This window comes from Enterobacter cloacae complex sp. BZL2005 (assembly GCF_049238885.1).
Taxonomy (GTDB): domain Bacteria; phylum Pseudomonadota; class Gammaproteobacteria; order Enterobacterales; family Enterobacteriaceae; genus Enterobacter; species Enterobacter roggenkampii.
Window position 1 is genome coordinate 247,933 of record NZ_JBMKGI010000003.1, and the last position, 25,249, is coordinate 273,181.

The 25,249-nt window shown below is 53.7% G+C and carries 28 protein-coding genes and 1 pseudogene; 19 read left to right on the forward strand and 10 right to left on the reverse strand.

Annotated features, from left to right (window positions below; all coding sequences use genetic code 11):
* Positions 1 to 12 precede the first annotated feature (12 nt).
* From ACOTXI_RS08590 to ACOTXI_RS08640, 11 genes are all read left to right on the forward strand, one after another.
* Entirely contained in the window at positions 13 to 387 is a 375-nt protein-coding gene (locus ACOTXI_RS08590) for a hypothetical protein (RefSeq protein WP_023311695.1), read from the forward strand.
* Positions 388 to 780: a hypothetical protein gene (locus ACOTXI_RS08595; RefSeq protein ID WP_045261512.1), complete on the forward strand. Its 393-nt coding sequence runs from the start codon at positions 388 to 390 to the stop codon at positions 778 to 780.
* Positions 781 to 914: 134 nt separating this feature from the next.
* Positions 915 to 3,155 carry a phage tail tape measure protein gene (locus ACOTXI_RS08600; RefSeq protein ID WP_045261511.1) on the forward strand — a complete coding sequence of 747 codons (2,241 nt, stop codon included), beginning with the start codon at positions 915 to 917 and terminating at the stop codon, positions 3,153 to 3,155.
* A complete protein-coding gene (locus tag ACOTXI_RS08605; RefSeq protein ID WP_248351952.1) occupies positions 3,152 to 4,483 on the forward strand; it encodes a DNA circularization protein in 1,332 nt (443 codons plus the stop codon). Before ACOTXI_RS08600 ends, ACOTXI_RS08605 begins: the two co-directional genes overlap by 4 nt.
* On the forward strand, positions 4,467 to 5,684 hold the full coding sequence (locus ACOTXI_RS08610) for a phage baseplate assembly protein (protein WP_123922643.1): 1,218 nt from the start codon (positions 4,467 to 4,469) through the stop codon (positions 5,682 to 5,684). Before ACOTXI_RS08605 ends, ACOTXI_RS08610 begins: the two co-directional genes overlap by 17 nt.
* Complete coding sequence (locus tag ACOTXI_RS08615; protein ID WP_096218653.1) at positions 5,668 to 6,273, forward strand: phage baseplate assembly protein V; 606 nt, start codon at positions 5,668 to 5,670, stop codon at positions 6,271 to 6,273. Before ACOTXI_RS08610 ends, ACOTXI_RS08615 begins: the two co-directional genes overlap by 17 nt.
* Positions 6,274 to 6,362: 89 nt before the next feature.
* The gene (locus tag ACOTXI_RS08620; protein WP_096218654.1) at positions 6,363 to 6,713 is read left to right on the forward strand and encodes a phage GP46 family protein; all 351 of its coding nucleotides are present in this window, start codon (positions 6,363 to 6,365) and stop codon (positions 6,711 to 6,713) included.
* Complete coding sequence (locus ACOTXI_RS08625) at positions 6,713 to 7,780, forward strand: baseplate J/gp47 family protein (protein ID WP_123922642.1); 1,068 nt, start codon at positions 6,713 to 6,715, stop codon at positions 7,778 to 7,780. Before ACOTXI_RS08620 ends, ACOTXI_RS08625 begins: the two co-directional genes overlap by 1 nt.
* A complete protein-coding gene (locus ACOTXI_RS08630) occupies positions 7,777 to 8,349 on the forward strand; it encodes a YmfQ family protein (RefSeq protein ID WP_248351953.1) in 573 nt (190 codons plus the stop codon). Before ACOTXI_RS08625 ends, ACOTXI_RS08630 begins: the two co-directional genes overlap by 4 nt.
* Positions 8,349 to 9,086, forward strand: a complete 738-nt coding sequence (locus ACOTXI_RS08635; RefSeq protein WP_248352011.1) for a gp53-like domain-containing protein — start codon at positions 8,349 to 8,351, stop codon at positions 9,084 to 9,086. The genes ACOTXI_RS08630 and ACOTXI_RS08635 overlap by 1 nt, the downstream gene beginning before the upstream one ends.
* Position 9,087: 1 nt before the next feature.
* A complete protein-coding gene (locus ACOTXI_RS08640) occupies positions 9,088 to 9,498 on the forward strand; it encodes a tail fiber assembly protein (RefSeq protein WP_259493100.1) in 411 nt (136 codons plus the stop codon).
* A 1-nt stretch (position 9,499) separates the two neighbouring features.
* On the opposite strand, the gene ACOTXI_RS08645 is transcribed toward ACOTXI_RS08640, so the two are convergent.
* Both ACOTXI_RS08645 and ACOTXI_RS08650 read right to left on the reverse strand, forming a co-directional pair.
* Positions 9,500 to 9,682 (reverse strand): hypothetical protein, encoded by a 183-nt coding sequence (locus ACOTXI_RS08645; protein WP_063452942.1) that lies wholly within the window; start codon positions 9,680 to 9,682, stop codon positions 9,500 to 9,502.
* The gene (locus ACOTXI_RS08650; RefSeq protein WP_421766136.1) at positions 9,679 to 10,419 is read right to left on the reverse strand and encodes a hypothetical protein; all 741 of its coding nucleotides are present in this window, start codon (positions 10,417 to 10,419) and stop codon (positions 9,679 to 9,681) included. Before ACOTXI_RS08650 ends, ACOTXI_RS08645 begins: the two co-directional genes overlap by 4 nt.
* Positions 10,420 to 10,466: 47 nt before the next feature.
* On the opposite strand from ACOTXI_RS08650, the gene ACOTXI_RS08655 reads away from it, so the two are divergent.
* The 4 genes and pseudogenes from ACOTXI_RS08655 (at position 10,467) to ACOTXI_RS08670 (ending at position 12,436) form a co-directional block, all read left to right on the forward strand.
* Positions 10,467 to 11,024 carry a recombinase family protein gene (locus ACOTXI_RS08655; RefSeq protein ID WP_058654308.1) on the forward strand — a complete coding sequence of 186 codons (558 nt, stop codon included), beginning with the start codon at positions 10,467 to 10,469 and terminating at the stop codon, positions 11,022 to 11,024.
* Positions 11,025 to 11,140: 116 nt separating this feature from the next.
* Positions 11,141 to 11,305, forward strand: a pseudogene (locus ACOTXI_RS08660) (helix-turn-helix domain-containing protein); the annotation flags it as partial.
* 40 nt (positions 11,306 to 11,345) lie between these two features.
* Positions 11,346 to 11,882 (forward strand): dihydrofolate reductase family protein, encoded by a 537-nt coding sequence (locus ACOTXI_RS08665; RefSeq protein WP_023344127.1) that lies wholly within the window; start codon positions 11,346 to 11,348, stop codon positions 11,880 to 11,882.
* 323 nt (positions 11,883 to 12,205) lie between these two features.
* Complete coding sequence (locus ACOTXI_RS08670; protein ID WP_058654522.1) at positions 12,206 to 12,436, forward strand: DUF2554 family protein; 231 nt, start codon at positions 12,206 to 12,208, stop codon at positions 12,434 to 12,436.
* Here ACOTXI_RS08670 and ACOTXI_RS08675 read toward each other — a convergent pair whose 3' ends face one another.
* Entirely contained in the window at positions 12,437 to 14,401 is a 1,965-nt protein-coding gene (locus ACOTXI_RS08675; protein WP_058654417.1) for a peptidase U32 family protein, read from the reverse strand. It abuts the gene before it with no gap.
* 80 nt (positions 14,402 to 14,481) lie between these two features.
* Entirely contained in the window at positions 14,482 to 15,009 is a 528-nt protein-coding gene (locus ACOTXI_RS08680) for a helix-turn-helix domain-containing protein (protein ID WP_058654416.1), read from the reverse strand.
* A gap of 89 nt (positions 15,010 to 15,098) precedes the next feature.
* On the opposite strand from ACOTXI_RS08680, the gene ACOTXI_RS08685 reads away from it, so the two are divergent.
* Positions 15,099 to 16,265: a benzoate/H(+) symporter BenE family transporter gene (locus tag ACOTXI_RS08685; RefSeq protein WP_058654415.1), complete on the forward strand. Its 1,167-nt coding sequence runs from the start codon at positions 15,099 to 15,101 to the stop codon at positions 16,263 to 16,265.
* On the opposite strand, the gene ACOTXI_RS08690 is transcribed toward ACOTXI_RS08685, so the two are convergent.
* The gene (locus ACOTXI_RS08690; RefSeq protein WP_045354007.1) at positions 16,245 to 17,117 is read right to left on the reverse strand and encodes a helix-turn-helix transcriptional regulator; all 873 of its coding nucleotides are present in this window, start codon (positions 17,115 to 17,117) and stop codon (positions 16,245 to 16,247) included. The two genes, ACOTXI_RS08685 and ACOTXI_RS08690, sit on opposite strands and share 21 nt — an antisense overlap.
* A 173-nt stretch (positions 17,118 to 17,290) precedes the next feature.
* Between ACOTXI_RS08690 and ACOTXI_RS08695 the strand changes: the two genes are divergently transcribed.
* Complete coding sequence (locus ACOTXI_RS08695) at positions 17,291 to 18,187, forward strand: DMT family transporter (RefSeq protein WP_021242523.1); 897 nt, start codon at positions 17,291 to 17,293, stop codon at positions 18,185 to 18,187.
* A gap of 34 nt (positions 18,188 to 18,221) precedes the next feature.
* Here the strand turns inward: ACOTXI_RS08695 and ACOTXI_RS08700 are convergent, their stop codons facing one another.
* Together ACOTXI_RS08700 and ACOTXI_RS08705 are read right to left on the reverse strand one after the other, a co-directional pair.
* On the reverse strand, positions 18,222 to 18,896 hold the full coding sequence (locus ACOTXI_RS08700; RefSeq protein WP_008502258.1) for a DUF3313 domain-containing protein: 675 nt from the start codon (positions 18,894 to 18,896) through the stop codon (positions 18,222 to 18,224).
* A 135-nt stretch (positions 18,897 to 19,031) separates the two neighbouring features.
* The gene (locus tag ACOTXI_RS08705; RefSeq protein WP_087855447.1) at positions 19,032 to 20,627 is read right to left on the reverse strand and encodes an ABC transporter substrate-binding protein; all 1,596 of its coding nucleotides are present in this window, start codon (positions 20,625 to 20,627) and stop codon (positions 19,032 to 19,034) included.
* Positions 20,628 to 20,738: 111 nt separating this feature from the next.
* Between ACOTXI_RS08705 and pepT the strand changes: the two genes are divergently transcribed.
* A complete protein-coding gene (pepT, locus tag ACOTXI_RS08710; protein WP_058654930.1) occupies positions 20,739 to 21,968 on the forward strand; it encodes a peptidase T in 1,230 nt (409 codons plus the stop codon).
* Here the strand turns inward: pepT and tehB are convergent.
* Both tehB and tehA read right to left on the reverse strand, forming a co-directional pair.
* Complete coding sequence (gene tehB / locus ACOTXI_RS08715) at positions 21,965 to 22,558, reverse strand: tellurite resistance methyltransferase TehB (RefSeq protein ID WP_058654928.1); 594 nt, start codon at positions 22,556 to 22,558, stop codon at positions 21,965 to 21,967. The two genes, pepT and tehB, sit on opposite strands and share 4 nt — an antisense overlap.
* Positions 22,558 to 23,559 carry a dicarboxylate transporter/tellurite-resistance protein TehA gene (gene tehA / locus ACOTXI_RS08720; protein WP_058654926.1) on the reverse strand — a complete coding sequence of 334 codons (1,002 nt, stop codon included), beginning with the start codon at positions 23,557 to 23,559 and terminating at the stop codon, positions 22,558 to 22,560. Before tehA ends, tehB begins: the two co-directional genes overlap by 1 nt.
* 122 nt (positions 23,560 to 23,681) lie before the next feature.
* Here tehA and ydcK point away from each other — a divergent pair, with 122 nt between their 5' ends.
* The gene (ydcK, locus tag ACOTXI_RS08725) at positions 23,682 to 24,662 is read left to right on the forward strand and encodes a YdcK family protein (RefSeq protein WP_058654924.1); all 981 of its coding nucleotides are present in this window, start codon (positions 23,682 to 23,684) and stop codon (positions 24,660 to 24,662) included.
* Here ydcK and rimL read toward each other — a convergent pair.
* Positions 24,657 to 25,196, reverse strand: a complete 540-nt coding sequence (gene rimL, locus ACOTXI_RS08730) for a 50S ribosomal protein L7/L12-serine acetyltransferase (RefSeq protein ID WP_023344117.1) — start codon at positions 25,194 to 25,196, stop codon at positions 24,657 to 24,659. The two genes, ydcK and rimL, sit on opposite strands and share 6 nt — an antisense overlap.
* Positions 25,197 to 25,249 lie beyond the last annotated feature (53 nt).

Consider the following 25,249-nt stretch of genomic DNA (forward strand, 5'->3'; position numbering starts at 1 on the left):
GAGTAAACCAGAATGGCTCTTGAAGAATATGTTGGCGCGATCGTCATGGAAGTCGACGGCCAGGAAATTGAAGTGACCGACCTCAAGGAAGATGTGACCACCGGGCGAAAGCTTGTGAAGACGATGAACAAAACGGGCCGGGCCAAAGGTTTCTCCCGTGGCATCGAAGAGATCCAGCTGACCGTTACGGTGGTCATCCCGGAATCCGGCGACCTGAACTGGGGCGGTATTGAAGGTGCGAAAATCACCCAGTATCCACTCAACAGCAGCGGTAAACGTGTTTCTTACCTGGACTGCTTCAGCACTCAGGCCGGGGCTCAGTATACCGTCGACAACGAAGCGAAGCGCGATATCACCATGAATGCGCTTCGTCGGGTGGAGGAATAAATGGAAAAGCAGCAGCTTTTATATGGCGTTAAATACGGTGATAAAGTCCATTTTGACTTTGCCGTCAGGCTGCCTGTTGTCAGGGACACTATTGAAGCCCTGCGTCTCACGGATGAGGCTTGCGGAACAACCGAAGGGGCTTCGGCGGGGATGTATTATCGTGTAGCGCTGATGGCACAGGCAATTGAAGAACTTGGTTCACTGAATAAGGAAGACATAACACCAGAGTTACTCCTTGATGAGTTGAATGATGATGACTTTGACATCATTGATGCTCAGATTAACGCTGTTAAAAAAAAGCGGATGGATTTGAACAAAAACTCACCGGCTACCGAACCCTCGTCCTCGCACTCGGACGATACGGGATCAGTGAGCAGCAAATCGGAAGCATGACACGAACGGAACTCGACGGCTACACCGAAGCACTTGCCCGGTTACACGGAAAGAAAACCGGGCAAACTACCACCCGCACAACCCGTACGGTCAAATCGCAACGCCTGAAGAAAGTCGGCAAACGGAGATAACCCATGGCGCGTAACTTACAACTGGCGCTGCAGTTGCTGGCACGTGATACCGGCTCCAAAGTGCTTAAGCAGGCACTGCAGGGTATCAGTCGTGATACCAAAGCGGCGCAAAAAACCGATGATGAGCTGGCGAAATCCCGCCAGCAGAACGCAGCCACAGCGATTCGCTCCTCCCGTTCTCTTCAGGACGAATACCGTCGCGCCAGTTCGGCGCGATCTACCCTTGGTATTCGTTCAGAGCGAGAGATTCAGCGCGAAATACAGCAGACTATGGCCGCCTATAACCGCTTATCTCGTACCGGTGCACTGTCCGCTAATGAGCAGACAAGAGCCTTCTCTGCCATGAAAGATAAAGTGCGCAATTTGCGCAGTGAATTGAACGGTGTTGGTGAAGGTATGAGCCGAATGCAAAAACTAGGTACTGCGGGCTCAACTATCTCAGCTGTAGCCGGTGGGGTCATGGCAGCAGGCGCTACACTGGTCCGTCCGGTCTCGAATCAAATGAGTTACCAGCAGAGACTGGCAATGATGGCTAACACAGCCTATGCAGATCAGGGCCTGGAGGGCCGGCGCACTGGTATGAATGAAATGGATTCCCTTATTCGTCATTCAGTTAAAACTGGTGGCGGGACTAAAGAATCAGCAGCAGAGACTCTGGATGCAATGCTTGCATCAGGCTCTGTAAGCATGCAATCGGCGAAATCAATATTGCCTTTGATTCAAAAATACTCAACTGCAACGGGAGCAGCTCCCGCTGACCTTGCAAATATCGCAATTAAATTAAAACAGTCATTTGGAATTCAGGATACAGAGCTTGATAAAGCACTCAATATGTCGATCAGTGCCGGACAAAACGGTTCATTTGAGTTGAAGGATATGGCAAAGTGGCTTCCATCACAACTTGCAAGCGCCGGTAATGCTGGTATGAAAGGTCTGGACGACTTTGCAGTGTTATTGGGTTGGAATCAGGCATCAGCCATTACCGCTGGCTCTCCTGACCAGGCAGGTAACAATCTTAATAATCTTCTCTTGAAATTAAATAGCCAGGATGCCGCTAATGCCGCCGCAAGAGTAAAATTACCGAGTGGTCGAGGAATCGATCTTTCAGGTAGTCTCGCCAAAGGTGTTGGTAAAGGAGTTAATCCTCTCGAAACATTTAACCAAATTGTAGATAAGGTTGTTGCATCTAATCCTGCTTATAAAAGGCTAGAAGAAAAACTTAAAATAGCGCCTGAAAACGAAAAAAGAGAAATTATTAACTCTCAAGCAAAAATACTGGAAGGGTCAGGTATTGGAAAAATAATTGCAGACCAACAGGCTTTACTTGCACTCCTGGGATACAGAGGTAACAAATCCTATACGCAGGGTGTTATTTCAGAAGCTAATTCTCAACGTAACTTATCAGATGGAAAAACGGCTGGCGATCTTAGTTTTTTGTTAATGTCGGAACAACCTGGATTCAAACTGGGACAACTTGATAACGAGAGAGACTTTCAGGAGATGGATTCAGTCAAGCCGTTATCAGATTCCCTGGGATATCTTTCAGATAAATTACTGAAGTATGCAGAGGAATATCCTGGTTTAACCAGGGCTGTTTCTGATGCAGCTATTGGAATTAAAGCAATGGCTGCGGCTGCGGCGGTATTTGGTGCGATAAAATGGATGTCAGGACGGGGGGGGGCTGGGGGCAAGCCAGCAGGCTCAAATCCCCTTGAAATTCTCGCGGAAGGTGCTTCTGGCAACAATGCCGTACCTGTTTATGTAACTAATGCTCAGGAAATCGGCGGCGATAAAGAAGGCTTCCTTGACAAATTTTTGGGGGGAAGTAGTGATTTGCCAGGCCAGTTAGGAAAATGGGCTTCATATGCAAATGTGGCAAATATTATTTATGAGTCTGCCCAGGATAAATTCGATTCTGCTGACGAGGAAGCTAAATCAAAAGGGATCACTACTGGCGAGCTTTTTAGACAAAAGTTTCAGGAAAAAGAGAATAACAAGAAACCTCTTTTCGATGTTGATCTCTTTTCAATGGTCAAATCCTGGTGGAGTTCACCTGCCACTATAGGGCAAAACACACCTGCAGCAACAGGCGTGCCGTCTTATCTGTTGCCTCAGCAGCAACAAAAATCACAACCCATTAACCTCACCACAAAGCTGATACTGGACGGTCGTGAAATAGCATCAGCTGTTAATGAATACAACGGCGAACAATCCGTTCGCGGCTCAACAGGAGGCCCGCAGTGAGCTGGGAAGATTCATTACAGGATGCCTCATTCAGGGGCGTCCGCTTCGATGTGGTTAATACCCGTGACAGCGCAAGTCGCGACATTGCGACGTATGAGTATCCCTATGTCGACGGTGGTGATGTTGATGACCTTGGCCGCAAGCCTCGTAACCTGAGAATGACGGTCCTTTTCTGGGGCGACGATTACGAAGTGCGACTGCAGGCGTTTCTGGCGGCGCTGGATACACGCGGCAGCGCGGAGTTAATCCACCCGGTTTTCGGCTCCATGACGGGCATGCAGTGCATTGAGTATCAGGCATCGCATGAAGCGGAGAACGTTGATTACTGCGTTGTCGAGGTGGTCTTTATCCAGGGGGGACTTAATCTGCCTTTCTTTGGCAGTGACTTCCCGCTGTCGAAGGCCGATATCATTTTCAACCAGGCGCAATCTGCTCTGGAGAAAGCCCAGACGGCCATCGACAATATTCTCTCGCCTCTGCGTACAGCGAAAAAGTGGATGAAGAAAGCGAAATCGCTGGCAACCACGACGCTGAATATGGTGACCGTACTTAAGGGGGAACTGACGGGATTTGTCAGTACCACCTCGGATTTTGTTAATTATCCGAAAGCGTTCATGAATGATCTGCAGAGTGCGCTGAGCCTGACGTCGCTTCAGTCCAAATCAAGTGTCAGTAATAACCCAGGAAGCTATTCACAGTCCTCAGACGTTTCCGGTACAGCGGGCATCGTGATGGCCGACTGGAAGAATGGCCGTAACAATCTGCAGGATGTGGCCGCATTACCTCAGCAAATCGTGACCGGGCAAAAGACGGTTGCTGTTGCTGTTCCGGCAGGTTCATCAACCTCGGATATTACTGAGCTGGTAACGGCGGTAAAAATCCAGGTTGCAATCCAGCTGGCGCTTGATGCTTCCGACATACTCAGTGACAGCAGCATCAGCGATATTCTGTCTCCAGTCGATATTGAGCAGATCACCAACGACACCAGGACGGCCATTCAGGCGGCAATCGACCAGACGCGGGACACATTTGCCGCCGATACGCAAAACGTGAGCGCCGGTGAAACACCGGGTGGCGTGACGTGGCAACCCGTGGTTGAAAGCCTCAAGGATATCGCCCTGACCGTTCAGGAACTGGGCGCAGCGGTTATTACCAGCAGACCGCCACTGACGACGCGAGTGATATTGTCCGACACCAACCTGCATTTGCTGGCCCATCTGTGGTACGAGGACTACACCCGCGCCGCCGAGTTGCTACGTCTCAATCCGACACTACGTAATCCCAACAACATCAAAGCCGGTGACGTTCTGAATGTCTACTCAAGATAAAGATTCGCAGAATACAGTGAGCCTGGTTATTGATGGCAAAATCCACAGTGCATGGAGCCGCTATCAGATTGACTCCGATTTTCTTATCCCCTCCGATGCCTGGAGTGTAACGCTAGGCCTTCCTGACGGTATTTTCCCGGCGGCCATTAAACGAGGTGTGCCGGTGCTGGTCAGGGTGGGTAATGATGTGGTGATGTCCGGTCGGGTGGATGTGGTTCAGCGCCGCGTATCCCGTCAGCAGGTCTCTTTATCGCTTTCCGGTCGCGATGGCGCTGCCGTGCTTGTTGACTGCGCTTCGCCGGTATTCACCTCCCGCCAGCTCAGTCTTGAAGAAGTGATCGCCCAGGTCGTCAGGCCGCTGGGGGTAACGAACATCCGCATTGAGGCTGAGTCATCCCTGCGTAATGACAAGGTCAGCGTTGAACCCGGAGAACGTGCCTGGGATACGCTTGAGCGTGCAGCTGCTGCACGCGGTTTATGGCCATGGTTTGAGCCAGATGGCACGCTGGTTATTGGTGGGCCGGACTACACAAAAGACCCTGTGGCCACGCTGATTCTTAATCGTGACGGTCGGGGAAACAACGTCCTCGATCTCAGTGACCGGTCATCCATTACCGGGGCGTTCTCTGAATTGACAATGCTGGCACAGGGACACGGCCAGGGGAAAAAATCCGGGAAACTCGATGTTATTGACGTTGATGACCAGAGCGCTGACGCAGAAGACGACGATGATGCCGATGATATTTATGACACCACCGGCTCTGCAGAAAATGGCTTTCATGGCTTACGCAGTACCGTTCGCGACAGTACCGTACCTTTCTATCGTCCGCAGATTATGGTTGCCGGTGATGCTGATAATCAGGCGCAGGTTGATTATCGCGCAAGAAAGGCCATGGCTGACGCCCGCCTGAACGGGTTTGATCTGACAGCTATTGTTAAAGGCCATCGCATGGAGAACGGTAAGTTATGGCAACCGGGCCAGCGTATCCGTGTCCGAAGCGAGCCACATGGCATTGATGACATTTACTTCCTCATGGGAAGAGAGTTTTCAGGTGGACGGCCAGACAACACCATTACCACCCTGCGTCTCAAAGAGGATGGAATATGGATACCGGATGCTTATCCGAAAAAACGGAAATCACGTAAACGCCGCGCCAAGGTAAATAAAGAGCTGGAGATTATCGATGTGGAGCAAAATTGATTCTCGTATTAACACGGCGTTAAACCGTATAAGACAGGCCTTCAGGGGCGTTTTAATAAGGGTTAACAGCGGCGGCGATATTCAGACCATTCAGGGTAAAGGTCTGGCTACGGAGTCCCTGCAGGATGTGGAGATGTTCCAGCAGTACGGTTTTACATCCAACCCGCCGAGGGGTACTAAAGCCATTATGCTCCCGCTGAACGGGCGCACCAGTCATAGCGTGGTGATTGCCACGGAACACGCTGCATACAGGCTTAAGAGCCTGAAAAGTGGTGAGCTTGCCATTTATTCGGATGAAGGCAGCAACATTATCCTGAAGCGCGGAAAAATTATTGAAGTGAACTGTGATGAATATATTGTTAATACTAAAAAACACACCGTGAATACCGAAGAGCATATTGTTAATACCAAAACGTATAAAACGACAGCCTCAGAACGGGCAGATTTTGATACGCCATTGCTGAAAGGCAGTAATGAAGTCGCTGACGGTAAATCTACGTTGAACACCATGCGTGAGACTTATGACGGTCACGACCACAACCACGGCGGTGATGCAGGCACCACGCAGAAACCTAATCAGCCAATGTAATTTGTGGTAACGTAAGTTCTCCTTCAAAAGCAATACCCACTGAACCCCTTCACCGATAATTTAAATTTCCATGCCGATAGTATTACGGCATGGAAATGTTGATTGACCCAACGACCGGCGATTATACCGGCGACAGCTCAGACACTTTAGCGAATGCCGTCTATTTACGGCTGATGACCCCCCTTGGCTCATGGTGGGCTGATCCAGCACTGGGCTCTCTTTTACATACACTCCGCCGCGAAAAGGATGTATCCCGCGTTCAGAAACTCGCGGTGCAGTATTCGCAGCGGGCCCTGCAGCCGATTATTGATGACGGTCGCGCCCGATCCATTTCCATTACTGCAGAGCACTTGCAAAAAGGCTGGATGCAACTTCATATCATCGTCACGTCCGCGAGCGGAACGCCGCAGACCTGGAAATTTCCGGTTAAGGTCAGCTGATGCCATTCATTACCAAAAATGCCGCGCAAATTCGCACTGACATTCTGCGGGATATCAAAAATCTCCTGCAGTTGTCTGATGACAAGCTGGGGCCAGACAGCGACTGGTATGTCCGGGCGTCAAGTGTAGCCAGTGTTGCCGAGGGGCTTTATCAGCATCAGGGATGGATAGTCCGTCAGATCTTCCCGGATACTGCTGATTCGGAATTCCTCTATCTGCACGCCCGTTTACGTGGTTTAAGCAAAAAAGCGGCCAACAGCGCCTCCGGGCCCGCCACATTTACCGGCGAACCGGGCGCGGCAGCTGCTGCCGGTCTTGTGTTCAAACGCGACAGTGTTACGTGGACAACAACCGAAGAAGTTACTATCGGGTCGGATGGAAAAGCTTCCGTAAATGCAATGTCTTCTCTGTCCGGGACTGCGGGTAATACCACCTCAGTCACATCGGCAACGCTGACCACTACACCTGACGGGTTTGACAGCACAGTGACCGTCGGTCTGATGACTGGCGGTACGGATGAGGAAACTGATGCGGAGCTGCTTGCCCGTCTGCTTGAAATCATTCGCCGACCTCCTGCAGGCGGTAATAAATATGATTACAAACGCTGGGCCCTGGAAGTATCCGGCGTATCTGCTGCATATGTTTATCCGTTGCGACGGGGGCTGGGTACTGTTGATGTTGTTATTACGTCTGCCGGTGGGCTGCCTTCTCAGGATGTGATCGACAGGACGCAGGCTCACATTGACGATGTCCGGCCTGTTACAGCAAAAAACACGCTGGTTCTCATGCCTGTCATCCGTACATTTGACGTGCTCGTAAAGGTATCACTGGAAGGTATCACTCTCGCAGCAGCCAAACAGGCTATCGCCGGAACGCTGGAGGATGATGACTCGCGCCGTGAGCCGGGAGTGGCTTTTATTCGCAGCCAGGCGGGGACGTTGATTTCTCTCATTCCTGGTATCACCGACTATGACATCGTTACACCATCCGCAAATATTCAACCTGTAATCGATGCCACGAAAGTCGAATGGCTTAGATTAGGAAACGTTGAGGTAGAGCTGCTATGAGCTACTTCACTCTGTTAAATCGTCTGCTGCCACTGGTTTCGTATAGTCCGGGCCAGCCTCTGCTTGATGCATCGTTGCGATCAGAATCTGGTGTTTTTGACTCTCTCGATGCGTCTGCAGGGCTTGTCAAAGGTGGAGTTACTCCATTTTATGCACGCAGCCTTTTGTCTGACTGGGAACGCGTCCTGGACCTTACTCCTGCTGAAGGTGCGACATACCAGCAACGCCAGCAGCGTGTGCTGGCCAAACTGGCCGAGGTTGGTGGTCTCAGTATTCCGTACTTTATTCAGTTGGCCAGTAACCTTGGCTACATCATCACCATTGATGAACCGCAACCTTTCAGGGCGGGAGTTAACCGCGCCGGTGATCGTCTCTGGACTGAAGACATTATCTGGGTCTGGCGCGTGAATATTCAGAACTCAGGAACGCAATCCTATCGCTTTCGCTCAGGCAGTTCAGCTGCGGGTGAGCGCCTGACTACCTTTGGTGATCCGGTTATTGAAGAAGTCTTCCGCGATCTCAAACCAGCTCATACATTTTGCTACTTCGCATATCAGGAGAATGAATAATGCGGCCCTTAATGCCACCGGTGCAGACACCGGATAATCTTTTCCATGATGGTAATCCGCTCACTGGTGAGCTGGGAACCATAGTTGATGCTGAACACCTGAATAATGAACAAGCCGCTATCCGCGATACACAAAGTGAGCTGATTGCCATTCTAACAGCAGCGGCAATGGAACCAGAATCGACAGCAGGCCAGCTGTTAGCTGCGTTGAATAAACTTTATGCCCCACTTAACGATACTTTGGGAGCGCTTTCCAGTCTGGTCGGAGCGGCCAATAAACTCCCATATTTCACCGCCGCTAATGCTGCCGCTTTAACAGCATTATCCAGCATTGGTCGGGACATCATCGGTAAAGCAACGGTTGCTGAAGTTCTCACATACCTTGGTTTGGGAGATGTCGCAAAAGCTGGTGTGGCTGGGGGGCTTTTAGCCTCTGATGGCTATATAACATTGCCGTTGATCATTGGCGGTGTAAAAACAAACGTAATTCTGCAATGGGTAACTGGACCAACAGCTGGCGCAGAAACTGTAAATTACCCAAATGTTACTTTCCCTGTAACTTTTCCTAATGCATGTCTTTTTGCTGCTCCATTCACTGTAGGTAATAACACCACATCAGCAGATCAGATTTTCCAGGCCGTATCCTGGACAACATCAACTGCTAAGGTATTTCCTCAGTGGTTTGGCTCGGGTTCTCAAGGGCTTGTTCATCCGATAATTTTAGCGATAGGCTGGTGATATGAAATTTTTTTCAGCTTCAACAAAGTCATTTTATGATGACGCAATTAATGGCTCCATTCCTGCTGATGCCACTGAAATCAGTGATGAGTTACATGCTGAAATTTTCGAAGGGCAGCGGAACGGGAAAATAATTATTGTTGGTCATAATGGGCTTCCTGCTTTGTCAGAACAGTTGCCACTTACTCATGAAGAGTTGGTTTCTCAGGCAAATACCAGAAAGCTATCTCTAAGGGCAGGTGCTGATTCTGAAATCGCCTGGCGACAGGATGCGCTGGATACAGGGATAGCGACGGAACAAGAAACCGCCGCGCTTGCTGACTGGAAAGCGTATCGGGTGCTGCTGATGCGCATTGATACGCTAACAGCACCTGATATTACCTGGCCGCCAGTGCCAGGCTATGCATCTTAGCCTACTCCTCATTGACTATAGGTGGCGTATATACGCCATCTACCAACGTCCCGCCGATAACGTAACCCTCACCATATTTTATCAACGATAGCCCTTCACCCGGGTTGAATGGCGTTACTCCATCCCACTTAATCATATTTACGATAATGCCCGTGCTATCAACAACAGCATATTTATCCGTCATGCGTACACCTCGACTATTATGACGCCATCGCCACCATCAGCGCCGTTTTTCGCCACAGAGCTAAGGCCATTAGCCACCCCGCCAGCACCAGAACCGTAACCTTTTCCATCGGACTGCGTAGCTGATGCACCAGATCCGACGCCGCAGTTGCCAAGAGGTGAGTTTGCACCGTGCCCGGCGAGTGTTGGTGACTGGACGGAAATACCAAAATGACCAGGTGCGCCAGCCATCGAAAGAATTATTTTGCTAGAATCCAGTCCAGGTATAGCTATGACCGGATCGGCACTGGAAGCACCACCGCTAGCCAGTGCGGTAGTGGAGGTTGACGCTGCGATACCATAATCTGAACCTTTACCACCAGGACAGACAATCAGGCTACCAAATTGAGTCGTGCCACCAGTTCCACCCGCGCCGCCAGTTCCTCCCACACCACCTGCGCCAATGATAATATCGAGATAACCGCCAGCTACATCAATCAATGCCTGCAACTCTGCACGCGTCAACCACAACTCAACGTAGGCACCACCACCCCCACCACCACTGGCAGAAAGTCCTGTCGCGCTGGTCGCCCTTGCTGAGCCAGAGCCACCACCCGCACCCTGCACGCGAATACGAAAAAGATTTCCCTTTGATGGCATAAGGAACTTGCCTGATGCGGTGATTACGATTGGCGGAGCAAGCAGGCGACCGGCCAGTTTATCTGTATCTACCAAACCAACATTTTTGAGAATGACCATCTAGCTCACCAGTGGCATGCTTTCTGCCTTTTGCAGGGGATAAAACCATGCTTATTGGGTATGTCAGGGTGTCAACAAATGACCAGAACACCGCATTGCAGCGAACCGCGCTGGAATGCGCAGGATGTGAACTGATATTTGAAGACAAGATCAGCGGAAAAACCTCGGAGCGTCCAGGGCTAAAGCGCGTGCTTAAGACCCTGGGAAAGGGGGATACGCTTGTGGTATGGAAACTAGATCGCCTTGGGCGCAGCATGCGGCATCTTGTCCTGCTGGTAGAGGAGTTGCGCGACCGAGATATCAATTTTCGCAGCCTGACCGACAGTATAGATACGTCAACGCCAATGGGACGTTTTTTCTTTCACGTTATGGGGGCACTGGCTGAGATGGAGCGTGAATTAATTGTGGAGCGTACAAGAGCCGGTCTTGCTGCTGCCAGGGCTCAAGGGAGAGTGGGAGGGAGACGCCCAAAGTTTACATCGGAACAGTGGGAGCAGATGGGGAGATTAATTGCAGCTGGAGAATCACGCCAACGAGTTGCGCTTATTTTTGATGCTGGTATATCCACCCTTTATCGTAGGTTCCCGGCTTCATCATTTGAATGAGATAAGCTGCGTGGCGTTTTAATTTGCACCGTGCGCAATAGCGGTTTTTCGCTCGGTTGCTGCGGTGCATAATTTAATGCGTTTCGGTGCGAAAAATTTCGCCGCGCTACATGCTGCGGGCGAAAGATTATCTGGAAAGCAGTCGTTTAAGCATCGACAGCATCGCGGAACAAACCGGGTTTGGTCAGGCATCGACGCTGCGTCATCATTTTCGCCAGCAGTTCGCGATTTCCCCGGCCCAGTACCGTAAACAATTTTCTCATGCCGGTACTGCCCGCTGAGGCGTCAGTCTTTTGGTTTCGCTGGAATACGGAGAACCTGATGGTCACCACACACGTTTTTATCGCAACCAGTCTTGATGGCTACATCGCCCGACACAATGATGATATCGACTGGCTGCTGCAGCGCGATGACCCGAATGAGGATCATGGCTACACGGCGTTCATCGCGGACAAAGACTGGATCGTGATGGGCCGTGGGAGCTATGAGAAGGTGCGGACCTTTGAGACATGGCCTTATGACCGGCCCGTACTGGTGCTCTCCCGTCAGCTGGTCGACACGCCCGTACCCGACGCGCTGAGGGGCAAAGTACAGTTTTCCGGCCGCACGCCAAAGGAGGTGCTCGACGATCTGGCGAGGCAGAACGCCCGTCGCGTCTATCTCGATGGTGGGCAAGTCATACAGTCGTTCCTGCGAGAAGGACTGGTGGCCGATATGGTGATCACAACCGTTCCTGTCCTGCTCGGTTCGGGAAAATCGCTGTTTGGCGCCCTTCCCGGGGATATCGATTTGACGCTGGTCTCCAGCCGCAGCTTTCCTTCGGGTCTGGTGCAGTCGCACTATCGGGTGACGCCATAACCCTACGGCCAACACCGCTACGTTATGCGCAAAAAAAACCGCCAAAAAATGGCGGTAAATGCTTGCATGGATAGATTTGTATTTTGGTCTCTACGTCCCGACACTCCATGGCCGGGCTGCGGATCCCATACAACCTAACACTCGTTATCTTAACGAAGGTTAAACAGCCTTTTTAACCCGCACTGGTAATGTTCTCTGATGAGATGCAGCGCGCCCGAAATCATACTCTTTGACATTCCCTTTGCGCTAATTTGAACTTTTGAATAATAACAATAATAAATAATCGGCATCATTAAGCCGCAATGTTATTCGGCGGTGACCTCATGGTTAAAAAAGGTTTATCTCTCGTGATGCTTATCTGTGCCCTCTTTTCAGGCCAGCTTATGGCCGGGCACAAAGGACATGAATATCTGTGGGTAAAGAATGTGGATCATCAGCTGCGTCATGAAGCCGATAGCGATGAATTGCGAAGCGCGGCGGAGGAGTCGGCGGAGGGTTTGCGCGAATACCACCTGTGGCAGAAATCGCGCAAACCGGACACGCACGTTCGGTAGTTAGCTGCCCTTGCGTTTTGGCAGGGTTTTCATCAGATCGTCCGGGCTGACGGACGCCACAATACTGCCGGGCTGCGGCATTTTGAAGATGTGGTTTTTCATCTTGCCAATCACATGCATTTCGCACGGACGGCAGTCAAATTTGAGGGTCAGCACTTCGTCACCGTTTACGAGCTGCATAGGCGTGGCCTTCCAGCTCTTGATGTTGCCTTTCGCCTGCTTAGGACACAGGTTAAACGCGAAACGAAGGCAGTGTTTGGTGATCATCACCGGCACATCGCCCTTCTCTTCATGCGCCTCATAAGCCGCGTCGATCAGCTGCACGCCGTGGCGATGATAGAATTCACGCGCTTTATGGTTGTAGACGTTGGCGAGGAAGGATAAATGCGTATCCGGGTAGACGGGCGCAGGAACGGTTTCCGCTTTACGGCTAGCGCGCGGGTAGTTCGCCAGGCGCACGTCATCCAGCATCTCGGCGGTTTCACGTCGGAACTGGTTGAGCAAACTGTTCGGCACAAAGAGCGCATCCGGCAGATTGACCTCAACGTTGCGGGCGTAGTAAATCGTCTGCCCCAGCTTCGCGACGCCATCCTTCAGGCTGTTGCGCGCTTTCTCCGCGTTGTTTGCCACCTCGAACAGGCCATCAAGCGTATGCGTTACGCTGATGCCGTCTTCACAGGTCATGGTCAGAATCAGCTGCTCTTCCCAGCCGCCCAGTTCAATATCCACCGCGATACGACGCTCGCTGGAGGTTTTCAGCAGCGCCTGCTGCCAGTTATGATCGAGGTTACGGTTAAGCGCCGCGTTCGGCCGCGCCTTGTAGAGATCGGCTGGCATTTCATTCGGCCATACGCGGTAGCGGTTCTCACCGGTTTTCTCCACCGTGTTGGCGCGGAAGCCCACGACCTCACGCTTAATCATCACGTTAAGGCCATCGCCGTTCGCCAGCGGCTCCGTCACCGCAACATCAAGGTGATCTTTCGCCACTTTCAGCACTTCACCCACCGGCAAACCGATAAACTTCGGTGAGTCAAACGCGCCGATATCCCCTTTACGGGCATTCACGAAATAGTCCGTGCTGCCGCGGTGGAACGTTTTGTCCGTCGACGGAATAAAGAAATGCTCGGTACGCCCGGCCGACGCGCGCGCCAGGTCACCGCGATCTTCGATGATAGCGTCCAGCATCTGGCGATAGTGCGCGGTGATATTCTTCACGTAGCTCATATCTTTATAGCGCCCTTCAATCTTGAAGGAACGCACGCCCGCGTCGATCAGCGCGCCCAGGTTGGCGGTCTGGTCGTTATCCTTCATCGAGAGCAGGTGTTTTTCAAATGCCACCACGCGGCCCTGGTCGTCTTTCAGGGTATACGGCAGACGGCAGGCCTGAGAGCAGTCGCCGCGGTTGGCGCTGCGGCCCGTCTGCGCGTGCGAAATGTTACACTGGCCGGAATAGGCCACGCACAGCGCGCCGTGGATGAAGAATTCAATCGTCGCGTCTGTCGCCTGGTGAATATCGCGGATTTGATTCAGGTTCAGCTCGCGCGCCAGAACGATCTGCGAAAAGCCGACGTCGGAGAGGAACTTCGCCTTCTCTACCGTGCGGATATCACACTGGGTACTGGCGTGCAGCTCAATGGGCGGAATATCCAGCTCCAGCACGCCCATATCCTGAACGATCAGGGCATCCACCCCGGCCTGATAGAGATCGGTAATCAGACGTTGCGCAGGCTCCAGCTCATCATCATGAAGAATGGTGTTCAGGGTGACGAACACCTTCGCCCCGAAACGGTGGGCGAACGGCACCAGTTCAGCAATATCGCTCAGGCTGTTGCTGGCGTTATGGCGGGCACCGAAGCCCGGGCCGCCAATGTAGACGGCGTCTGCGCCATGAAGGATCGCTTCACGGGCAATGGCGGCGTCACGGGCCGGGCTTAAAAGTTCAAGATGATGGGATTGCAGGCGCATACTTCGTCGTTATCCGTTATGGTCAAAATGGCGGCTATTGTAGTCAGAAGTCTGCGTCAGCGAAACAGTTTTGCGTAGCCTCAGCGGGGATAATGAATCAGGGAGTGAAAATGCACCGTCCGGTCGCTGCTGTTGCGGTAGGCGTGCGGTTTATCGCCGGCGAAACGGATGCCCGAATCGGCAGAAATCGTCTGCCATTTGCCGCCAAGCTTCATCTCCAGCTCGCCGCTTACTACGACGACATGTTCTATTACCCCGGCCTCATGCGGCGTGGATTCGCTCAGCGCGCCGGGTGCCAGCGTGATGGAGAAATAATCAAACCCGAGCGTCTCGTCCCACGGAAAGAGCGGCTTGACGACCATCGCCTGCTGCTGCGGGTCAAACACCGCCTGCCGGTCCGCCTCCGGTGTAATGAAGGCGGAAAACGGCACGTTCAGTCCCGTGGCAATTTTCCACAGCGTCGACACCGTGGGGCTGGATTCATTTCGCTCGATTTGCCCGAGCATGGCCTTTGATACGCCGGTTTCGTCCGCCAGCTTCGACAGGCTCCAGCCCCGTGCCTGGCGTAATGTTTTCAGTGTTGCTGCAAGGTGTTGTGTGATGTCCATATTTCCTCCTGACGACGAGCATACCACTTGTACGCTATAACGCACAGTGTTACCTTACTCCGGACGTTATAACGCACAACGGAGTTTTCATGCGCCCTTCCTCTCATCTTGTTCCGGTCGTACTGGCTGGATTTGTCGCCGTTCTGGTGGGTTACGCCAGCTCAGCCGCCATCATCTGGCAGGCCGCCGCCGCGGCTGGCGCCAGCGCGCAGCAGATTGCGGGCTGGATGACCGCGCTGGGGATTGGGATGGGCGTCAGCACGCTGGCGCTTTCCTGGTGGTACAAAGCGCCCGTGCTGACCGCCTGGTCAACGCCCGGCGCGGCGCTGCTCGCCACCAGCCTGCACGGCGTCACGCTGGCGGAAACCATCGGCGTGTTCATCTTTGCCAACGCGCTAATTTTGCTCTGCGGCATCACCGGGCTTTTCGCCCGTCTGATGACGCTGATCCACCATTCGCTTGCTGCCGCCATGCTCGCCGGGGTACTGCTGCAGTTTGGCCTCCACGCGTTTGCGCATCTTGAGGGGCACTTTCTGCTGTGCGGCAGCATGATTGCGGCATGGCTGATCGCAAAAGCGTTGTCGCCGCGCTATGCCATCGTGGTCACGCTGCTGGTGGGCGGTATCGTGGCCTGGGCCGGTGGTGACGTTGTCACGGATAAGCTCACCCTTTCTCTGGTGATGCCCGAATTTATTGCGCCTGACTTCACCTTCACCAGCCTGGTGAGTATTGGCTTGCCCTTCTTCCTCGTGACCATGGCCTCGCAAAACGCGCCGGGGTTCGCCACGATGAAAGCCTCCGGCTACCCGCTGGCGGCCTCACCGCTCATCATCGTGACGGGGGGAATGGCGCTGCTGTTTTCTCCGTTTGGCGTCTTTTCAATCTGCATTGCGGCCATTACCGCCGCCATTTGTCAAAGCCCGGATGCACACCCGAACGCGGAAAAACGCTGGCTGGCGGCCATCGCAGCCGGCGGGTTTTATCTGCTGGCGGGAATTTTCGGTGGCTCCATTACCGGCATTATGGCCGCCCTGCCGCTCAGCTGGATCCAGACGCTCGCCGGACTGGCGCTGCTGGGCACCATCAGCGGGAGTTTATATCAGGCGCTGAGTCACGAGGCGGAGCGCGACGCGGCCATCGTCACGTTTCTGACGACCGCAAGCGGCGTCACGATCCTGGGCATCGGTTCGGCGTTCTGGGGGCTGGTGCTGGGCGGGGTATGTTACGCCCTGTTTTCACGCGCTCGCCGCGCGTAGCTGCGACGGCGTCATGCCCGTCGCGCTGCGAAAGCGGTTGCTGAAGTGGCTGGCGGAGTTAAACCCGCAGGCCAGCGCAATGTCCGTCAGTGGCATGGAGGTATGCTGCACCAGCTCTTTCGCTTTGACCATACGCCTGTGCATCACGTACTGATGCGGTGCCAGCCCCGTCGACTGGCGGAACATGCGGGCAAAATGGTATTCGCTGAGGGCGGCCTGCGCCGCAAGCTCGGCCAGCGTCAGGGGCTGCCCGAGGTTCTCTTCGATAAAGGCGAGGACGTTGCGCAGCACGAACGGGGACAACCCTCCCGTAACGACCGGCAGCTTCCACTGCACGTTTGAGTAGTTTTGCAGCAGATGGGTCAGCAGCAGCGTGGAGGCCGTGCTCAGGGTGAGCTGGTTGGCGTGCTGCTGCCAGTCGCAGCCCAGTAAAAACTGGCGATACAGCGTGGTGATCTTCGGGTCGCTGCCAAAAATACGCTCGTCCAGGGTCAGCGCAAGCGGCCGCTTATCCCAGATTTTTTCTCCCACGTCGCGCAGGTGTTCATCGGTGCAGTAGAGATGCACAAACGACAGGTCATCGCGGATATCCCACGTCGATTCGCTCTCTTTGGGCATCAGGCAGAAACGGTCCGGCCCCCCGCCGTTCTTCCAGCCGCCCGGCGTTTTTTGATAGCTTTCGTAGCCGTCCGCCACGTACAGGCTGAGGGTATGATGGTTGCTCTTTACGGTGATCGTGTCGTGCTTGTTGTACCACGCGGCCAGCTGAATACCCGAATTCAGCGAGACGGTTTCCCGCAGGACTGCATTCTGTTGGCAAAGCGTTTCAAAGGTATCGTAAGCGTGAGACATAACCGTTAGCGCGTGAAGAATCGGAATATCAGTCTAAGAAGAGTTGTCGCCCGTTGCCAGTCCCTCCAGAAGAAAAAAGCGCAAGATTTTGCAAGTCTGCCGCAAGCGGGTGAAAGCCCGTTACGCATCTCAGCGTCATACTGCGGGCTTCCGCGGTTTAAGAAGAGACAACTATGAACGCATTATTATACGGACTCGTGGTCATTATCTGGGGAACCACCTGGATTGCGATTTTCCTGCAGCAGGGCCCCGTCGCGGCGCCGGTGTCCATTTTCTGGCGCTTCGCCGTCGCCAGCCTCACCATGATGGTGGTGTTACTCGCCCTGCGTCGCCTGCGCACGCTGGCGCTTCGGGATCATCTTTTTTGCCTGCTTCAGGGATGCTGTGTTTTCTGCTTTAACTTCTGGTGTTTTTACACGGCAGCGGCACATATCAATACCGGGCTGGAGTCGGTGATCTTCTCCATGGCGGTACTCTATAACGCCATTAACAGCTTTATTTTCTTCGGACAGCGCCCGCCCGCGCGATTCTGGACGGCGGCGGCACTGGGGCTGGTCGGGATCATCACCCTCTTCTGGGACGACCTGCTGGCCAGCGGCTGGAGCGCGTCACTCCTGACGGGCATTGGCCTTTCCGCACTCGGCACGTATGGGTTCTCGCTGGGTAATATGATCAGCATGCGCCATCAGCGCAGAGGCCTGGAAACCATGACCACCAACGCCTGGGCGATGCTCTATGGCACGCTGGTGATGGGCTGCATTGCGCTGTTCAGAGGCGATAGCTTTGTGCCGGAATGGACGGTGAGCTATCTCGGCGCGCTGGTGTATCTGGCCCTGTTTGGCTCGGTGATTGCTTTTGGCGCCTACTTCACGCTGGTGGGACGTATTGGCCCGGGCAAAGCGGCCTACAGCACGCTGCTCTTCCCGCTGGTGGCGCTCTCCATCTCCACGGTGTATGAAGGCTACGTCTGGCATGTCAACGGTATCGTGGGATTAGTGCTGATTCTGGGAGGAAATATGGTGATGTTTACCAAACCGGAAACCTGGTTCAGACGCTTACGAATGGCATAAATAAAACGGCCTGCATTACGCAGGCCGTTTTATTTTATTTCGCGGTCTTTTTCACATCAAACATGGTGGCGTCCGTCGCCATGTCATCAACAACCTGCTTCAGCGTCGCAAAGGTCATTGGTGTGTTTTCGTTATTCAGCTCTTTACCTTCGCCTTTACGTACCACCTTCATGACCGGTTTGTTGGTGGCCGCATCGATCAGCTCGCCTTCAAAGAAGAGATGCGTATCCATGGTGCGGTGTCCGGTTGCCATCTGCGTCCCGGCAACCACCAGCGCAACAGGCACCACTTCATAGAACTGCAGCCCCTCTTTCTGCGAACTCACCCCGGTAATCGCGCCACGGAAAATCAGGCTGTGTTTACCCGGCGTGGTGACAACTGGCTTACGCGTACCAATCGCCGTTTTCATTTTGTTATTGGTGTAATTCAACAACTCATCAAGCGTTTTTTGCCCAATTTGCGTGGTGGGTTTTGGCGTTGGATAATAGGTAATTGGCGTCCAGAGAATGCTGTCGTAATTGGCTTCGTTATACGAAGGATCGACCCAACGCAGCGTTGGTTTTCCCGTCGCCGAGGTCGTTTGCTGTAAGCCTGAATAATCTTTTAAAAAGCCGGAGTATTGTTCCGGAGCGGCGACTTTTGAAGAACAGCCCGCCAACGCCAACAGACCAGTAAGCACTGCAACTTTAAAAAAAGTTTGAGTACGCATGATAGTTTTCCATGTTATCTGCAAGTATGCATTTGAAGTTATAGCAAAAGTCTGGCGGGTTTGTTGTGACAAAAAATGATGCCGGGAGCACAAATTGCAAAAAGATTGCCCGGACGCATGCCGGGCAGTGAAAAATTACTGATTTATATCCACTTGCCAGAACAGATGTTTGCCAAACGGGTCGATTTCATAGCCCTTCACCTCCTTGCGCACCGGTTCGAAAATCGTTGAATGCGCAATCATCACCGCAGGCATCTGGTCATGCATCATCTGCTGAGCCTGTTTATACAGCGCCACCCGTTTATCATGATCGGTTATCGATTTGGCTTCAGCAATGATCTTATCAAACGGCTTATAGCACCATTTCGCCGAATTTGAGCCACCGTTCGCCGAGGTGCAGGTAAACAGCGGACCAAAGAAGTTGTCAGGATCGCCCGTTGCGGTCGTCCAGCCCATCAGCGCAGCCTGATGTTCCCCGCCCTTCACACGCTTAAGGTATTCGCCCCACTCGTAGGTAACGATTTTGGTCTGTACGCCAATTTTCGCCCAGTCCGCCTGAATCATCTCCGCCATGCGTTTCGCATTCGGGTTATAGGGACGCTGGACCGGCATCGCCCATAAATCGATGCTGACGCCGCTGGCAAAGCCGGCCTCTTTCAGCAGCGCTTTGGCTTTTTCAGGATCGTAGTCGTAATCCTTAAGCTCGCTGTCGGCGCTCCAGACGCCCGGCGGCAGCAGGTTCTTTGCCGCCGTTCCGGTACCGTGGAACACCGCGTCAATAATGGCCGGTTTGTTGATGGCCATCGCCAGCGCCTGACGGACCTTCACGTTATCCAGCGGCGGCTTCTGCGTGTTGAACGCCAGGAAGCCGGTATTCAGCCCGGCTTTGCTCATCAGGTTGATATCTTTGTTCGCCTTCATGCGCGGCAGATCGGCCGGGTTTGGGAACGGCATCACCTGACATTCGTTCTTCTCAATTTTGGCAAAACGCACGGAGGCATCCGGGGTGATGCTAAACACCAGTCGGTCCAGCTTCGATTTCCCCTGCCAGTAGTCGGCAAACGCCGTGAACAGGATCCGGGAATCCTTCTGATACTGCGCCAGCTTAAACGGCCCGGTGCCGATGGGCTCCATATCCACCTTCTCCGGCGTGCCCGCTTTCAGCATCGCGTCGGCATACTCCGCCGAAAGGATTGAGGCAAAATACCAGGCCAGATCGGCGACAAACGGCGCTTCCGGGTGCGCCAGGGTAAAGCGCACGGTGTGGTCATCGACTTTATCAATGGCGGTTATCAGGCTGCCGAACTCCAGGCTTTCGAAGTTGGAGTAGCTGCCGTTAGAGACGTTGTGGTAGGGATGATTCACGTCTTTCTGGCGCATAAACGAGAAAATCACGTCGTCGGCGTTAAAGTCGCGGGTTGGCGTGAAGGATTTATTGCTCTGGAACTTCACGCCCTGACGCAGATGGAAGGTGTAAACCTTGCCGTCGTCGCTCACCTCCCAGCGCTCCGCCAGGCTCGGCACCAGCTCCGTGGTGCCGGGTTTGAAATCGACCAGACGGTTATAGACCGGCACGGCGCTGGCGTCGACGCTGGTTCCCGAGGTGTAAAGCTGAGGATTAAAGTTTTCCGGCGATCCTTCGGAACAATACACCAGCGTTTTCGCGGCGACGGCGGAACTGACCGTGAGCGCCGCAAGCGCCAGCGCAATAGTTGTGAGTTTGCTTGTCATCATTTATTCCTGTCTTTTTAATTCGACGGCTAATTAATTCTTTTGCCATTTCATAAATAACATTAAAGTGAAGTGGCAAACACCCGAAAAATAAATAAGGAACAAATCACTATGGGCTCGCCGCTTTCCAGACAATTAACGCACCGTTTTTTCCGCTATCTCGCGATCACCAGCCAGAGCGATCCCAGAGTCAAAACTTTGCCCTCAACGCCGGGCCAGCACGACATGGCGCGCGAGCTGGCGCAGGAGCTGGCACAGCTGGGGTTAGACGATATTGTGATTGATGAATTTGCCACGGTAACGGCGGTAAAAAAAGGCAACGTGCCCGGTGCGCCGCGCATCGGCTTTATTACCCATATTGATACCGTCGACGTGGGACTTTCACCGGATATTCATCCACAAATATTAACGTTTACCGGTGAAGATCTCTGTCTGAATAAAGAGAAAGACATCTGGCTACGGGTAGAGGAGCACCCTGAAATTCTGGCTTATCCGAACGAGGAGATTATTTTCAGCGACGGAACCAGCGTATTGGGCGCCGATAATAAATCGGCGGTCACGGTGGTCATGACGGTGCTGGAAAACCTGACGGCGGAACACCAGCATGGCGATATCGTCGTGGCGTTTGTGCCTGACGAAGAGCTCGGCCTGAACGGTGCCAAGGCGCTGGATCTTAAGCGCTTCGACGTCGACTTTGCCTGGACCATTGACTGCTGCGAGCTGGGTGAGATTGTTTACGAGAACTTTAATGCGGCAGCCGCGGAAATCCGTTTTACCGGCGTGACGGCGCACCCGATGTCCGCCAAAGGCGTGCTGGTGAATCCCCTGCTGATGGCGACTGATTACATCAGCCATTTTGACCGCCAGCAAACGCCCGAGTGCACCGAGGGACGTGAAGGCTATATCTGGTTTAACGGCATTCAGGCCGGACAGAACGAGGCCGTTCTTAAGGCCAATATCCGCGACTTTGACAAGGAGCGCTTTGCCGCGCGCAAGCAGCAGATTGCCGACGTGGCCGCGCTGATTGCCGCCCAATATCCGACGGCCAAAGTGGACTATCGCATTGAAGATACCTACAGCAATATCAGCAATGCGATTGGCGAAGACCGACGCGCCATCGATCTGATGTTCGAGGCGATGGAATCGCTCGGCATCACGCCGAAACCGACGCCGATGCGCGGCGGCACCGACGGCGCGGCGCTCTCGGCTAAAGGGCTACTCACCCCGAACTTCTTCACCGGGGCGCATAACTTCCACTCGAAGTTTGAATTCCTGCCGCTGTCGTCGTTTGAGGCGTCTTATAAGACAGCCCTGCAGATCTGCCTGCTGGCCGCCCGTTAAGCGGGCTTTCGTGCCAGCATCGTGGCAAAGCGCAGCTTAATGCGGTTGCCGTGTTCATCGGTGCGGTGCAGTTCGCCAACGTCTTCGTTGTATTTGAGCAACTGCCAGCCTTCATAGTAGTTGCTCAGCTCACCGCTCCTGAACGCAAACGGGAAGCCGACCGTGCAGGGGTAGTCTGCCGTATCCATGGCGGCAACGATCAGATTGTAACCGCCCGGCGTCGTGCAGCGCTGCATATTGGCGATAAGGCCCGGGATGGTTTTTGCCTCCAGGAACATCAGCACCACGGTAGAGAGAATAAAATCGTACTGGCCGTCAAAGCTCAGGTTGTTCAGATCCTTAATCGCGGTATGCAGATTAGCGATCCCTTCTTCCGCCTTGATGCGCTCGATATTGTCGATGCTCATCGGGTTCTTGTCCCACGCGGTGACATCGTAGCCGTTGGCTGCAAGATAAAGGCTGTTACGGCCGTTGCCGCAGCCCAGATCCAGCGTTTTACCGGGCCTCACGATCTCCGCGCTGTACAGCACTTCTGAATGGGTACGCGTTAAGCCATATTTCTCAGTGAAGTAATTCTCATCGACGGTCATTATTGTTCCTCGGATTGCATAAGCTGCGCTTTATCAGCACGAACCAGAAGTTTGCCCTGAAGCAGCAGAATCAATGTACGCACCAACAGCCACCCAATAATCGCGTTGGTGAAGATAAACAGCGGCACGGCAATGGCGTGAAAAAAGCCCGTCGGACTGCTTTGTCCCAGATGCAGACCCGTGGTTGCCAGGGCCGATACGCCAAAGGAAAAACTCCAGAATGAGGCATTGAACGGCTGGGACAAATACCATGGCATCAGGCGGAGCATAAATAGCAGCTGCAGCAGGCCATAGCCGAACAGCATTTTCGCAAACGTATCCGCCTGACCGCCATTTACGCTGAACCAGGCGCTACATGCCACCAGCGCGGGCGCCAGTTGAATACCCAATGAAGTACGCATTGCGGAGGGCAGTTCTCCTGCACTACGAAGACGCTGAAGAATAACCGGTTCCAGGCTGAGCCAGGAAAAGACGCCCGCGCCAAGGAAGACTAACCCTGCATCGTTGAAGCCCAGGGCACCGCATGCCATCGCGCTGATAAAATTATTCGCCACCGTAGGCAGATATAATCCAGGCGTGGTCGCCTCTTGCGGATGTTTCCCGCGCCATAACCCGGCGCTTTGCCAGGCGGAGTATGCAAGCTGCACCACCACGCCAATGCCAAACAATGCCAGTGACACCGCGCGACACCAGGGGACAAAGCCGATGGCGACCAGCATCGTGGTGGCCGGGAAAAGGCTGACAAAACTGCTCATCACCGGGTGTCGCATCTCTGCCAGCACGCTGCGGGGGAAACGGATCGCGCGCGTCACAAACGCGACCGTTAAAAGAAACCAGCATATCACCGCAAGGGCTACGAGGCCCTCACCCGGCCAACGCGTCACTGGCCAGAGGGTGCTGGCGTATCGCCAGGCGAAACCCATCCCGATGATGCCAAGCACCATGCCAAAATACCCTGCGGGCAAGTTAAGTACCTGTTTGGGTTTGTTAAATTTATTCATTAATTTTAATTTTTAAAATGTATTTTAAATGCCATTTTAAGCGGTTTCTGCAGCGGATGCCAGCAAAACGAAAAGCCGAAAATTTGCTACGTTTAGTTGAGATGCTTACCAGAGATCAAACGATGAAAAAGTACCGGCTCAGCGATGAAACCCGCCACTGGCAATGGAAAAACGGCGAAACTACCCACGCCACCACGCTGCGGCAGATCATCGCCACGGCGGACTTTAACGACGTGACGGTCGGCACGAGAGGCGGCTGGATTGACGATGAGCGCGCCCTCGCACAGGACGGCGACTGCTGGATCTACGATGAAAACAGCGTGGTGTTCGCCGGGGCAACCGTATCCGGCAACGCGCGTCTTACCCTTCCATGCATCATTAGCCATGACGCACATATCAGCGACAGCTGCTGGGTGGACGGCGCGGAGGTCAGCCACGGGGCGCGAATAAGTGACAACGTCACTATTCAGCAATCCTGCGTACGGGGCGAGTGCCATATCTACGGCGACGCGCGCGTGCTGCATCACAGTGTGGTCATTGCCGCCAAAGGGCTGACGCCGGATCATGAACAGATCCTCCAAATCTACGATAAGGCGATGGTGAGCCAGTCGCGCATTGTGCACCAGGCGCAAATCTACGGCGAGGCGATGGTTAATTTTGCCTTCGTTGAACACCGGGCCGAAGTCTTCGACAACGCGATCCTGGAGGGTAACGAACTCAACAACGTCTGGGTGTGCGACTGCGCGAAAGTCTACGGCAACGCCCGCGTGATAGCCGGTTTCGACGACGATGCCATCCCGACGGTGCGCTACAGCTCGCAGATTGCGGAGAATGCCGTGGTTGAAGGCAACTGCGTCATCAAGCATCACGTCCTGATTGGCGGTCAGGCATGGCTGCGCGGCGGGCCGATCATGCTGGATGATAAAGTGGTGATCCAGGGGCGCGCGCGAATCAGCGGGGATGTGCTTATCGAGCATCGGGTTGAAATCACCGACGATGCGGTCATAGAAGCGTTTGCTGGCGAGAGCATTCATCTGCGCGGCGAAAAAGTGATAAACGGCGACCAGCGCATCACCCGCACGCCGCTGCTGGGTGCGTTATAGGGTATAAATCCTGCCGTAGATATTCACGTCGTCAAAGCGGCCATTCAGGTATTCCGCTTCCCGCAGGCACCCTTCCAGCGTAAAACCGTTGCGCACGGCAACGCTGTTGCTGTGCTGATTCGCCACCCGACACTTGATCACAAAACGACGGATCTCACCGCGTTCAGCGTAGTAGCGCATAAACGCCTGCAGTGACTGAGAGAGAATGCCCTGACCCTGGTGGGCTTCATCCAGCCAGTAGCCGATGTAGCCGGCTTTGTTGGTCGGTTCAATCGTGTTGAACGACAGGACGCCAACCAGCGCATCATCCTTGAAGATCAGAAACATTTTGGCGTAGCCGCGCTGGTGAAGCATCTGGTTACTCTGCACGTTGCGGCGGGTGTCCTCTTCGCTGATCGCGTGCTGCGCCCAGTCAAAGGCGGTTTGCAGAAAGACTCTGTTTTTAACAACGAGATTGTGCAGGTCGGCGGTGTAGCGCTCTTCGACGGCGCGAAGTTCGATATCCTGGGTGACGGGGATGATTTCTGAAGACATGGTGCCTCTCAATTGCCGGGTGGCGGCTTCGCCTTACCCGGCCTACAAAGTCA